Source organism: Rhodoferax sp. PAMC 29310 (genome assembly GCF_017948265.1).
GTDB lineage: Bacteria > Pseudomonadota > Gammaproteobacteria > Burkholderiales > Burkholderiaceae_C > Rhodoferax.
Map to the genome: position 1 here is coordinate 3,122,321 of NZ_CP072852.1, position 12,336 is coordinate 3,134,656.

Here is a 12,336-nt window from a genome sequence, read left to right on the forward strand (position 1 = left end):
TGCTACTTGGCTTTGAGTACCCACGCGGCGAGACTCCGTGCGTCGGCCTCCGACAACTTGGGATGCGCCGGCATGGGCAAATCACCCCATTTCCCCACGCTACCGTTGCGAATGCTCTGCACCAGCATGGCCTGTGCGTCGGATTGCCCCGCATATTTGGCGGCTACGTCTTTGAAGGCTGGACCAACCAATTTCGTGGCTACGGCGTGGCAGCCCAAACAGTCGTTTTTGCGGGCCAACGCTTCACTCGCCTGGGCAGACAGAGACAGTAGGCCAGTGACGACCAATACAGCGATCTTGACACCTGCGTTAACGCGAGAAAAATGTTGAGTGTTCATCTGTTCAAATCCCCAAATTTTTCAGCCGGGCAGGCTCGACAATTTCGATCCAGTAACCGTCCGGGTCTTTGATGAAGGCCACGTCTTTCATCTTGCCCTGGTCGGGGCGTTTTACAAACGTGACCTGGTTTTCGTCAAACCACGCGGTAGCGGCATCAAGGTCTGGCACGGAGAAGCAAATGTGGCCAAAGCCCTGGGGTTGGGCGTTGCCATCGTGGTACTTGAAGTCAGGGTCGGCCTCGGTGCCCCAGTTGTGGGTGAACTCAAGAATGCCACGCTGCGCGAACGTCCAGGCGGTGCGTTCTCCGGTTTCTTCGGGCACGTCTTCGCCCTCAGCGGCGCGGTGCAGAAAGTAAAGCGAAAACTTCATTTCGGGGAAGTCGAGTTTTCGCAACACACGCATGCCCATGACACCCGTGTAAAACGCCAGCGACACCTGTGGGTCTTTGATGCGCAGCATCGAGTGGTTGAATACAAAGCCCCGGGTGGCATCCGGGACGGCGGACTGTACGCCGGGGTGGCTCTCAGTGGTAAAGCGCATGGGAGAAAATTCTTTCGCGTTGAAATGGAGGCTTGCAAACAACCCACCCGGTGCTTCGGGGGCAGCCGGGCGATTGGCGACGGGAAAAGAAACTACCCGCCCACCGCCGTAACTGCCTTTGGGGATGTTTCTGGTGCTTGCGTACGGCTGAGGATGCGCATGACGTTGGCGGCGGGTAGAGTTTGCGCCTGTTGGCGTTCCGTGGTGATCACACAGCGGCGCAGGTAGCGCATGCTGGTGACCCGCAGAAACGATGCGAAGTTGGGTACCTCTCCACGGTGCGCCAGAATTTCGTCATGAAACTTCGCAATCAGCGCATTGGTGGTGCACCCCTCTACCTCGGCCATTTCTGCGAGGATGTCCCAAACCATGTTCTCCAGGCGCAGGCTGGTCAGCACGTTCTTGATGCGGACCGTCCGTGAGCGTTGCTCGTACTGGATGGGGTCAGCCTTGACAAAATATTCACACATAGACAACTCCCGCATCAAAAAAATAACATCTTAAATCGCCCGCTCGGTCATCTGTTGGGCAATGTAGTCCGCCTGACGGATCGCCAGGGACACGATGGTCAGCGTGGGGTTTTCAGCGCCGCCGGTGGTGAACTGGCTACCGTCGCTGATGAACAGGTTCGGGATGTCATGCGTTTGACCCCATTTATTGACCACGCCATCTTGCGGACGCGCACTCATGCGGCTGGTGCCCATGTTGTGGGTCGAGGGATACGGCGGTGTGCGGAAAGTCCGAACCGCCCCGGCCGCTTGGTAAATGCGCTCGCCCTGCGTGAAGGCGTGGTTGCGCATGGCGATGTCGTTGTCGTGGTCGTCAAAGTGCACATTGGGGACGTAGTTGCCCCACTGGTCTTTTACGTCGGTGTTGAGCGTCACGCGGTTGCTTTCGCGTGGCATGTCTTCACCCACCAGCCACATGCCGGCCAGGTTGGTGTAGCGGTCCATCCACCAGGTAAAGTCTGCACCCCAGCCACCGGGGTTCAAGAAAGCAGCAATGAAGGGGATGCCCAGGCTCAGGGTTTCGAGTTCGTAACCACCGACAAAACCTCGGTTTGGATTGTGTCCTGCTTCGTCACGCACGATGCCAGCCATGGTGGTGCCTTTGTACATGTGCACCGGATTTTTGAAGGCGGCGTAGACGGAGCCTGTCATGTGGCGCATGTAATTGCGACCGACCTGACCTGAGGAGTTGGCCAAACCGTCCTTGAACATATTGGAAGCTGACAGCAGCAGCAAACGCGGAGTTTCGATCGAGTTACCGGCGACGCAGACAATCCGGGCTTTTTGGCGTTGCTCTTTTCCGTCTTTGTCAAAGTACACCACGCCCGTCACCTTGCCGGCTGGGTTGTGTTCGATCCGGGTCACGTGGGAGAGTGGACGAATCTCGAAATTGCCAGTGGCTTCGGCCTTGGGAATTTCGGTGTACAAGGTCGACCACTTGGCGCCGCTCTTGCAGCCCTGAAAGCAAAACCCCAGTTGCATGCAGCGACCGCGTCCGTCGCGTGGCTGGCTGTTGATGGCCATGTTTCCGGTGTGCACTTCCTTGTAACCCAGCTTCGTCGCGCCAGCGTGCATGACCTTGAAGTTGTTGTTGCCAGGCAGCCCAGGAATTCCATTGGTACGGGTCACGCCCATTTTGTACTCAGCCTTGGCGTAGTACGGCTCGAGATCTTTCAGGGTGATGGGCCAGTCCAGCAGACTGGCACCTTTGAGTTCGCCATAAACAGATTTGGCGCGAAACTCGTGTTCTTGCAACCGCAGTGAAGCACCTGCCCAATGGGTCGTGGTGCCGCCCACGGTCTTGCAAATCCAGGATGGCAGTCCAGCAAAGTCTTTGGCGACGCGCCATGAGCCCGACGTGGTGCGCTTGTCCAGCCAGGCGAGCTGGCTGAAAGACTTCCACTCGTCGTTGATGAATGAGGCTTGAGACTGCAGCGCGCCAGCTTCCAGCACCACAACCTTGATGCCTTTTTGGCACAGCTCGTTGGCCAATGTGCCACCGCCGGCGCCAGAACCGATAATCAGGATAACGGATTCGTCCGCGAAATCAAATTTAGCCATGTAGGTCTCCGAATAGTTTCTGGTTTCTTGTTGACGGGCGGGTGCTCAGCCCATGTAGGGCGGTGGGCTGGCTTCTTTCGAGGGCGCCGGTAGCCATTTGAGGTCTTGAAAGCCGCGCGTGATGTAGCCGCCTTTTTCCCAGGCGGAACCCGGATAACCAAACACCGCGTAAGCCATGTCGTTGTCATACAGTGAGGTGACGCACTGGCCGCGCACGGTGGCAAAAAATGCCGTGCCTTCCATGCCGCGTACGATCTCGTCTTTGCGGGCGGCGCTGGCCTTGGCAAAGTTGCCACCGGCTGACTGGTTCAGCCACGCAATACCCTCTTGCAACTGTTTGGCTGCGGCTACGTCGCCTGCTGCCTTGGCGTCCAGGTCTTTGGACAACAGGGCGTAGACCGCATCGGGGAGTTTTTGGTGGGGGAACAGTACGCGGCCCATGGCCATCAGTGTTGTGCCTTCTGCCGATGACAGTTTCTTGAGCTCCAGCGCCCATGCACGCGATGGTGCCAAGCCCGCCAGCAAAGTACCTGTGACGAGTGAGCCAAACAACAGACCCGAACCCTTCAGGAAGTCGCGCCGCACAAGCGGCAGGTCTACTTTGCGGACCACGCCGCTGTCTTCGTCGCAACCCGCAATTTCGGGGCTTTCTGGGGTTATGGAAATGACGCGCATTGTTGTCTCCGGTGGTTGGGTCTTATCTGCACCACAAAGTGCAGTCGACCACCGTAGTGTTCAACCGAATGCACCGCAGCGGGTGATAGCTGACTACTTACAGGGTAAACCCTGGACAGCGCCCTGCGCGACAGTCACCATGAAAAAATCAGTTGTGGTTGTCAGTCAAGTCATGCATCTTAGAGAGTAAATACGCTGCGAGGTCGATGCCTGCAGGCAGGACCGCAGACTAGCGGAACGACGCGTTGATAGCCTCGACCGCGTCTGGAATTTAATGAACAATGGGCGCTAGGCGCCCATGGAACTGGCCTAAGCAGCCGCTAAAAAGGCGGCGACTTGCGCGTTTTTATTGGTAGCCCGTCAGGCCGTAGCCTTCACTTGCAAGCGCCAAGCATGCAGCAGCAGCTCGGTGTAGCCGCTGGGCTGTACCAGACCCTTGAACACCAGCTCACACGCCGACGGTACCCGCTCCACTGGACTTCGGACGGATAGACTTGAGGGTCGAGTCCATCGACACCAGGGCGCACTTGGCGGCTTCGTCCAACGGCGTGTCGGGGGTAATCACCCGGTCCAGCAACGGATAGATGCTTTCCAACCACATGAGGCCAAATATCGCGCGGCAGAGCGTGGTATTGAACCACGTAAAAACCCTCAGGATTTTCGCTACAGCGTGATTCCTTGGCGAGCCATCACCGAAATTCGCCTGCCGACAGGGTCATTTGCGGTGGACCGCGCAGGCCTAGCCCGCTGCGACTCAAAATCGCCGCTTTGCTCAGTCACCAACTGATACGCTGATCGACCTCAAAGTCGGGTGCCGCTTGCGCCGCCAGATCCCCACAATCAGTTGAGGACAGAGCTGGTTCGCTGCGCGTAACTGCGGCCTTTCCCGCAAGGTCTCAGGAATCCGCTATCAACACCGCCCACAGATAGCGCACCGGTGCGCGCTTGGGTGGCACAGGTTCTAGCGTGGGTGAGATGGCATGGCCCAGCGGCACCACTCCAGGCACGCCCTCGCCCGTGATGGCTGGCTCGGTCTGCCTCGTGGGCGGTTGTGCCATGGCCACCGCCGCAGCCCTGAATAGCGAGTTCGGTGCCAGCACACAAAAATAGCGGTGCCGATGGGTGCGCGGTGGTGGCACCAGGGCTGAAACTCTCGCTATTTCTGTGTGGGGTGACGCATGGCTGGTGCACGTGCAACCCATTAATAAGGATCACCAAACCATCGTGGCCGCACTGGCCCGGGTGCCATTGGCCGCCAATGCGGACCTGATCCCCCACTGGTCACACTTGATCAGCGCCATGGAATCCCAGCTGGTCAAAACCGGCCTTGTCGCGGACAACGGCATCTTCCCCCAACACGCCACCGTTTTTCCCCTCATGCGCGAGGGTGAGGCACGCGCACACCGAGGCAACCACGTGGTGCGTCAGATGGCCGATCAGCTGGGCGCGTGGCCGCCACAGCATGGGCACAGGCATGGATGCCTCGATGGTGGCACACGTTGAGGCCGTGGGCTTTGACGCGGCGCGAGAGACACCGGGTTAACCCTAGCTGTTGAAGGCCACAGTTACGCATCGGTTACAAAGCCCTTAAAGTTCATCCTATCCGTTTAGAAAAGCGGTTTTTTTCAACGAGGAGAACTTTATGAAATTCAAACTAGCCATCGTTTCAGCCCTTCTGGCCGTCGGTTTCAGCGCGCAGGCCGCGCCCATCGTCATCAAGTACAGCCACGTCGTCACCGACGTCACACCCAAGGGCCAAGCTGCATTGAAGTTCAAGGAACTGGCCGAGAAGAAGCTCGCCGGCAAGGTTGAAGTTCAGGTGTTCTCCAACAGCCAGCTGTTCGGCGACGGCAAAGAGATGGAAGCGCTGGTGCTGGGTGACGTGCAAATCATTGCGCCTTCGCTGGCCAAGTTCAGCAAGTACACCCCAAAGCTGCAGATTTTTGACCTTCCCTTCTTGTTCACTGACATTGCTGCCGTGGACCGTTTCCAGGCCAGCAAAGAAGGTCAAGACCTGCTTCGCTCCATGGAGAAGAAAGGCATCATTGGCCTGGGCTACCTGCACAACGGCATGAAGCAGTTGTCAGCCAACGCGCCGCTGGGAAGCCCCACCGATGCCAAAGGCATGAAATTCCGAATTCAGAGTTCTGACGTTCTGGAAGCCCAATTCAAGGCCGTGGGCGGCAACCCACAAAAGCTGGCCTTTGCCGAGGTGTACCAAGCCCTGCAAACCGGCGTGGTGGACGGTACCGAGAACCCTTGGTCCAACATCTACAGCAAGAAATTCCATGAAGTTCAAAAGTACATCATGGACAGCAACCACGGTGTGCTGGACTACATGGTCATCACCAACGCGGGCTGGTGGAACAAGCTGCCAGCTGACATTCGCAAAGGCCTGAACGAAGCCATGGTCGAGTCCATCAAGTTCGGCAACAAAGTGGCCTATGACGAAGACGCGGCCTTCCGTGCCAAGGTCATTGCCGAGAACAAGGCCAAGGTCTTGCCAATGAGCAAAGAGCACCTGGCCGCCTGGCGCACCGCCATGCAACCCGTGTGGAAGCAATTTGAAGGCGAAATTGGTGCCGACCTGATCCAGGCCGCCCAGAAAGCCAACAAGTAAAACGGGTTAGCGAAAGCATCACCCCACACCCCGGCTAGTCCGGGGTTTTTTTGGAACAAACCATGAAAATACTAGATTATTTGGAAGAGTGGATCATTTCACTCATGCTGTTTGGTATGACGGCGTTGGCCTTCATGCAAGTGATTCGTCGCTATGTCTTCAATACGGGTTACTCCTGGAATCTGGAGCTGACCACCGTGTTCTTCGGCATCATGATTTTTGTCGGCATCTCCTACGGCGTGCGCGTGGGCTCCCACATTGGGGTCGATGCACTGGTGAACTTGCTGTCGCCAGCCAAGCGCCGTGTGGTCTCCCTACTTGCGGTGTTTTTGTGCATGGTGTACGTCGGCTTTGTCCTTTACGGCGCCACGGTGTACGTCAGCAAGATCATGGACATCGGTATTGAGATGGACGACTTGCCCATCGAAAAGTGGAAGGTCCTGGCCATCATGCCAATTGGTTACGCGCTGGTGGGTTTTCGATTTCTGCAAATCTTCTACAACCTCATCACTGGCAAAACCGACAGCCTGCATTTGGCTGACGAGGCCGCTGACGCTATGAAACTGAAAGCTCAAGAGGCCACCGAATGAACACGCTTGTCCTTTTCTCCAGCCTTTTCCTATTTATGGCCATCGGCATGCCGGTGGCGATCAGTCTGGGCCTGTCCAGTCTGCTGACGATCTTCTTTTTCTCGCAAGACTCACTCGCGTCGATGTCCATCAAGCTGTTTGAAACCAGCGAGCACTACACGCTGATGGCGATTCCCTTCTTCGTGTTGGCAGGCAATCTGATGTCCACGGGTGGCGTGGCCAAGCGCATGGTGGTGTTTGCCATTGCGGCGGTGGGCCACTTGCGCGGCGGCCTGGCCATTGCGTCGATTCTGGCCTGTATGTTGTTTGCGGCGGTATCGGGCTCCAGCCCGGCCACCGTGGTCGCCATTGGCTCCATCGTGATCGCCGGCATGGTGAAAAACGGTTACCCAAAAGAGTTTGCCGCAGGTGTGATCTGTAACGCGGGAACATTGGGTATCTTGATTCCTCCCTCCATTGTGATGGTGGTGTATGCCGCTGTGACCGAGGTGTCGGTGGGTCGCATGTTCATGGCCGGTGTCATACCAGGCATCATGCTTGGCTTGATGTTGATGATGGCGGTTTGGTGGCGTGCCGGGAAACTGAAAATTGCTCCCCCGCCAAAGGCCTCTGCCGGCGAGGTGTTCCGTGCGTTTCGTGACTCCATGTGGGGTCTCGCGCTGCTGGTCATCATCATGGGCGGCATTTATGGGGGTATCTTCACTCCCACCGAAGCCGCTGCCGTATCTGCGGTGTACGCCATGGTCATTGCCGTGTTTGTCTACAAAGACCTGCGCGTAAAAGACTTGCCCCATGTGTTCCTGGAGTCGGCGAAAACCACTGTGATGCTGATGTTCATCGTGGCCAACGCCTTGCTGTTTGCCCACGTGCTGACGACCGAGCGAATTCCCCAAATGATCGCTGAGCAAATTCTGGCTGTTGGCATGACGCCTTGGATGTTCTTGCTGGTGGTGAACGTGATCTTGCTGATTGCTGGCAACTTTATGGAGCCTACAGGGATCATTTTGATCTTGGCGCCGATCTTGTTTCCGATTGCAGTTCAGCTGGGCATCGACCCGATTCACTTCGGCATCATCATGGTGGTGAACATGGAGATCGGCATGGTGACCCCGCCTGTGGGACTCAATCTGTTTGTGACCAGCGGTGTGACCGGCATGAGTCTGGTGCAAGTCACCAAGGCCGCATTGCCCTGGCTCTCGGTGTTGCTGATCTTCCTACTGATCATCACCTACGTGCCCATCATCAGCGTCGGCTTGCCTGATTTGATGTTCGGCAAGGCCTAAAGTGGCCTGAGCGCTGTCCCTGAGCCGGACGCCCAATCTAAAGGGCGTCCGGCTTTTTTATTTTTTGCCAAGGATTGATATGTCTCGCTTCCGCTCCCCATCCCGCGCCCTGGCTTCCCTGGCACTTGCTGGCTCGCTGACGCTGTCCCTGCCCGCGATGGCTCAATTGCGCATCGGGCAACCGTCCGGCTTTACGGGGACCATTTCGGCCGGCGTCATAGAGAACACGGCGGGTGCCAACCTCTACTTCGACGCTGTGAACGCCAAAGGCGGCGTTTTCGGGCAGAAGGTGGAGTTGGTTTCTGTCGATGACAAGTTTGACCCCAAGCTCACCGTCGAACTGGCACGAAAGCTTATTACCGAAGACCGTGTTCTTGCCCTGTTTTTGAACCGGGGAACACCGCACGCCCAGGCCTTGATGCCCCTGTTAGCCGAGTTCAAAGTGCCACTGGTTGCGCCCAGCACAGGCGCCATGCTGCTGCACGATCCGGTCAATCCCTGGATTTTTAATGTGCGGGCCACCTACCAACGGGAGGCGTCCGAAGCCATTGAGCACCTCGCGCGAGTTGGTATCACCCGCACCGCCGTGCTGACCACCGACGACACCTTCGGCGCCGACGGCGCGGCCGGCACACAAACCGGCTTTGCAAAGGTGAAGCAGCAGCCGGTGCTGGTCGAGAAATTTCCACGCGAAAAACCTGACTTCAGCGACATTATTCCCAAGGTCGTGGCGGCCAATGCCCAGGCGGTCGTCATCATTGGCTCGGCTGGCAATGTGGCCAATGCGGTTGCCGCCCTTCGCTACGCGAAGTCCAGCGCTCAAGTGGTGACCCTGTCCAACAACGCCTCAGAGGGCTTCATCAAGCTATTGGGAGCCAACGCACGCGGCGTGATCGTGACCCAGGTCTTCCCCTACGAGCGCTCCATCAAAATCGCCATGATCCGGGAAGCCCGGGACCTGGCCAAAGCCAAAGGCCTGGATGGCGTGACCCCAGCCATGCTGGAAGGGTTTGCCGGCGCCAAAGTCTTGGTCGAAGGTCTGCGCCGTGCCGGCCCGCAACCCACCCGGCAAAGTTTGCGTGACGCGCTAGAAGGCATGGACAACTACAACCTGGGCGGAATCTCCGTCAGTTACAACGCCAGCAACCACACTGGACTCGACTTTGCCGACATCTCCATCATCAACGCCGACGGGAAGTTTCTTCGCTAGGCGGCTAACCCGTCAATCCCGCCGTTGACCGGGATCGGTCGTGAATGCAGGTGAAATCGGGTGAGCCTTTGGCGTCACCGGATTCGGGGACAAGGTGAGATACTTTTCCCCGACGGCTGAACCGGCTGTTTATCATGGCGCGACGGCTGCCCAACAGGCCGTCGCCTTCACGATCCCTGCATTGAGCAAGAAAGCGGATTTATGAAACATCTAAGTGGTATTGACTCCGCATTCCTGCATTTGGAGTCGCCTGAAATGCCGATGCATATCGGCTCGCTCAACGTGTTGGATTTGCCTGACGGCTACAGCGGTGATTTCTTTGAAGACACCCAGGCCCACATTCGGGAACGCATGCACATGGCGGAGGTATTCACCCGCAAGCTCGCGCTGATGCCACTGGATCTGTCCAACCCGGTTTGGGTGGACGACGAGGACATTGACCTCGATTACCACATCCGCCGCGTCACCCTGCCCAAGCCCGGCAGCAACCGCCAGTTGCAACAGTACGTGGCACGGCTGCACTCCAGCCTGCTGGACCGCAGCCGCCCCTTGTGGGAATTTTTTGTCATTGACGGGCTCAAGAGCGGGCAAGTGGCTCTGTACAGCAAGGTGCACCATGCAGGCATTGACGGCCAGGCCGGCGTGGCGGTTGCCAAAGCCATTTTTGATCTGGCGCCGACGGGGCGCCACATCAAGCCGCCCCGGCCCCGCGCCCGCCGCAATCAGTACCAACTCGGTACCGCAGAACTGCTGGGTGCAGCCGCGCGAAACACCGTGAACCAGACGGTGGCGCTGGTGAAGTCCCTGCCCTTGATGGCCGGGGCCGTCAAGACGGTCTTCATTCCCCCCAAAGACGTCAACGGCAAACGCCGTTGGTCCATGCCCAAGGGTTTTCAAGTCTTCGCACCCAAAACCTCATTGAACGTAGCCATTACCAACCAGCGCACGTTTGCCGGACGCACCGTGCCCCTGGCCGAGGTCAAGCAGATTGCCAAAGGGCTTGGCGTGTCACTGAATGATGTGGTGATGGCCACCACGGCCGGTGCCTTGCGCACCTATTTGATAGAGAACAACGAACTGCCAGCCAAGCCATTGGTGGCCGCAGTGCCCGTGAGTCTTCGTCAGGAAGGCGACTCCTCCGCCAACAACCAGGTGAGCATGGTCACCATGGGCCTGGCGACCCACATTCGCGACCCGCTGGAGCGACTCCAGGCCATCAGCGCATCATCGGCCAAGACCAAAGAGACGATGGCGCGTTTCAAATCCGTGATTCCCACAGACTTCCCGCTGCTGGCCGCGCCGTGGTTGATGTCGGCCGTGGCGTCGCTGTTCAGCCGTTCCCGGCTCGCCAACGTCATGCCACCACTGGCCAACGTGGTGATTTCCAATGTCGCCGGCATTCCCGTCCAGCTGTACTTTGCCGGCGCCAAGGTGGTGAGCTACTACCCGGTGTCCATCCCGGCCCACAGCATGGCCTTGAACGTCACCGTGCAAAGCTACAACGGGCGCCTGGACTACGGGTTGATCGCCTGCCGCCGAGCGCTGCCGGATGTGAATGAACTGGCAGACGCCTTGCTGGCCGAGCACCGTATCCTGCTGGATTTGGCCGCGCCGCCCGTGCTAGTGGTCGCAGAGGCTCCCAAAGTGACCCACCGCCCTGCGGTCAAAAGGGCCAAGCGGGTCAATCGCGTCGCAGCAGCCGCCTGAGCGACCAGCGCCCGCCCGGCGGTTCACCGCCCCTGACCCAACTCAAGCTTCTTCACCATGGCCGTGAAGCCCCGAGCCTGTGCCAGTTGCAGCGGTGTTCGCCCCTCGCGGTCGGTCAACTGCAGGCTGGCGCCCGCATCGACCAATGCCACCAAGGTGGCTTGGTGCCGCTCCCCGCCATCTCCCAGGACAATGGATTCAATCAGCGCCGTCCAGTGCAGGTTGTTCACATGGTCGAGCGGCGCCCCGGCTTTAATCAGCTGGCGCACTACACCGACATGCCCCAGGTGGGCGGCTGCGATCAACGCTGTTCCCTCATAGCGGCTGGTCGTCTGCCGGGCGCTGGCGCCGAGCTGCAACAGGGTCTTGAGCGTGGCGTCGTCACCTGCCACGGCGGCAATGGTGACGGCATCGTAGCGGTCGTTTTCCAGCCGATCCAGGGCTGCCCCGGCTTTGGCCAGCACACGAATGGCATCGCGCTGCTGCGCAAATGTGGCAACGTGCAGCGGCGTGCGCCCATGACCGTCCGTGGCGTTCAGATCCGCACCTGTGGCCGCCAGGCGCTGCAACTGCACTACGTCGCCCCGAAAGGCCGCCGCATGCAAGCTGGTGTAGCGCGCAGCCTCCACGGCACTCGGGGCCACCTGGGCCTGCGCGCCCCATTGCACGGCCACGCTGAGCACCAGGGTGGTCGCGCGCAGCAGTTCACGGATGTAGCGAGTGAGTGGCGGGTTCATGGCAGCATCCTCACTTCAACTGGTCCGCCACCTGCTCGAGTGCGACCATGGCGCATTTTTCGTCCAGGTGGCCGCCAGGGGCACCACCCACACCCACTGCGCCAATCACCTCATTGCCCACCTTCACTGGCACGCCACCGCCAAGCAGCAGGAAACCGGGAATGTGGACCAGGTTGGCAGCGCCCGCATTCTTCTGCGCCATCTCCATCATGGCCAAGGTGCTGTTCTTGGCCGACGCCGAGGTGTAGGCTTTCAAGCGACTGGCTTCCAGGGTGTGCGAACCGGCTTGGTCAGCACGCATCATGGCGCGCACTTCGCCGCTGCGGTCGACCACTGTAGCGGTAACGTTGTAGCCGCTGGCGCTGCAAGAGGCCACGGTGGCACTGGCGATCTGGTTGGCCAGTGCCAAGGACATGTTCTTTTCGGTGCGCACCGACTGGGCCTGTGCCAAAGGAGCGACCAGGGACGACGCAACAGAAAAGGTCAACAGGCAAATTTTGAAAGTGGTGTTCATGGAGTTCTCGAGGGATGCAAGCGGTTCGATCAACCGTGGAAGAACTTTAAAA

General features: G+C 58.7%; 13 protein-coding genes and 2 pseudogenes. 6 read left to right on the plus strand and 9 right to left on the minus strand.

Annotation, left to right across the window (positions count from 1 at the left end; all coding sequences use genetic code 11):
* Positions 1-2: 2 nt before the first annotated feature.
* The 7 genes and pseudogenes from J8G15_RS14545 to J8G15_RS21625 form a co-directional block, all read right to left on the minus strand.
* Positions 3-338 (minus strand): c-type cytochrome, encoded by a 336-nt coding sequence (locus tag J8G15_RS14545; protein WP_210542915.1) that lies wholly within the window; start codon positions 336-338, stop codon positions 3-5.
* Between the two features lie 4 nt (positions 339-342).
* Positions 343-879 carry a lactoylglutathione lyase gene (gene gloA, locus J8G15_RS14550; protein ID WP_210542917.1) on the minus strand — a complete coding sequence of 179 codons (537 nt, stop codon included), beginning with the start codon at positions 877-879 and terminating at the stop codon, positions 343-345.
* 92 nt (positions 880-971) lie between these two features.
* Positions 972-1,349 carry a ribbon-helix-helix domain-containing protein gene (locus J8G15_RS14555; RefSeq protein WP_210542919.1) on the minus strand — a complete coding sequence of 126 codons (378 nt, stop codon included), beginning with the start codon at positions 1,347-1,349 and terminating at the stop codon, positions 972-974.
* 30 nt (positions 1,350-1,379) lie between these two features.
* Positions 1,380-2,948: a GMC family oxidoreductase gene (locus J8G15_RS14560; RefSeq protein ID WP_210542921.1), complete on the minus strand. Its 1,569-nt coding sequence runs from the start codon at positions 2,946-2,948 to the stop codon at positions 1,380-1,382.
* 45 nt (positions 2,949-2,993) lie between these two features.
* A complete protein-coding gene (locus J8G15_RS14565; protein WP_210542923.1) occupies positions 2,994-3,623 on the minus strand; it encodes a twin-arginine translocation signal domain-containing protein in 630 nt (209 codons plus the stop codon).
* Positions 3,624-4,113: 490 nt separating this feature from the next.
* A pseudogene (locus J8G15_RS22155) lies at positions 4,114-4,203 on the minus strand (peptidase); the annotation flags it as partial.
* Between the two features lie 325 nt (positions 4,204-4,528).
* Positions 4,529-4,804, minus strand: a pseudogene (locus J8G15_RS21625) (IS91 family transposase); the annotation flags it as partial.
* Between the two features lie 10 nt (positions 4,805-4,814).
* Between J8G15_RS21625 and J8G15_RS14575 the strand changes: the two are divergent.
* From J8G15_RS14575 to J8G15_RS14600, 6 genes are all read left to right on the plus strand, one after another.
* On the plus strand, positions 4,815-5,126 hold the full coding sequence (locus J8G15_RS14575) for a hypothetical protein (protein ID WP_210542927.1): 312 nt from the start codon (positions 4,815-4,817) through the stop codon (positions 5,124-5,126).
* Positions 5,127-5,265: 139 nt separating this feature from the next.
* Positions 5,266-6,243, plus strand: coding sequence for a TRAP transporter substrate-binding protein (locus J8G15_RS14580; protein ID WP_210542928.1), 978 nt, complete (start codon positions 5,266-5,268; stop codon positions 6,241-6,243).
* A 62-nt stretch (positions 6,244-6,305) separates the two neighbouring features.
* The gene (locus J8G15_RS14585) at positions 6,306-6,833 is read left to right on the plus strand and encodes a TRAP transporter small permease (RefSeq protein ID WP_210542929.1); all 528 of its coding nucleotides are present in this window, start codon (positions 6,306-6,308) and stop codon (positions 6,831-6,833) included.
* Entirely contained in the window at positions 6,830-8,116 is a 1,287-nt protein-coding gene (locus tag J8G15_RS14590) for a TRAP transporter large permease (RefSeq protein WP_210542930.1), read from the plus strand. The genes J8G15_RS14585 and J8G15_RS14590 overlap by 4 nt, the downstream gene beginning before the upstream one ends.
* 79 nt (positions 8,117-8,195) lie before the next feature.
* Positions 8,196-9,326, plus strand: a complete 1,131-nt coding sequence (locus J8G15_RS14595; RefSeq protein WP_210542931.1) for an ABC transporter substrate-binding protein — start codon at positions 8,196-8,198, stop codon at positions 9,324-9,326.
* 201 nt (positions 9,327-9,527) lie between these two features.
* Positions 9,528-11,033, plus strand: coding sequence for a wax ester/triacylglycerol synthase family O-acyltransferase (locus J8G15_RS14600; protein WP_210542932.1), 1,506 nt, complete (start codon positions 9,528-9,530; stop codon positions 11,031-11,033).
* A gap of 23 nt (positions 11,034-11,056) precedes the next feature.
* Here the strand turns inward: J8G15_RS14600 and J8G15_RS14605 are convergent, their stop codons facing one another.
* Together J8G15_RS14605 and J8G15_RS14610 are read right to left on the minus strand one after the other, a co-directional pair.
* The gene (locus J8G15_RS14605; RefSeq protein WP_210542933.1) at positions 11,057-11,770 is read right to left on the minus strand and encodes an ankyrin repeat domain-containing protein; all 714 of its coding nucleotides are present in this window, start codon (positions 11,768-11,770) and stop codon (positions 11,057-11,059) included.
* A 10-nt stretch (positions 11,771-11,780) separates the two neighbouring features.
* The gene (locus J8G15_RS14610) at positions 11,781-12,284 is read right to left on the minus strand and encodes a heme-binding protein (protein WP_210542934.1); all 504 of its coding nucleotides are present in this window, start codon (positions 12,282-12,284) and stop codon (positions 11,781-11,783) included.
* Between the last annotated feature and the right edge of the window lie 52 nt (positions 12,285-12,336).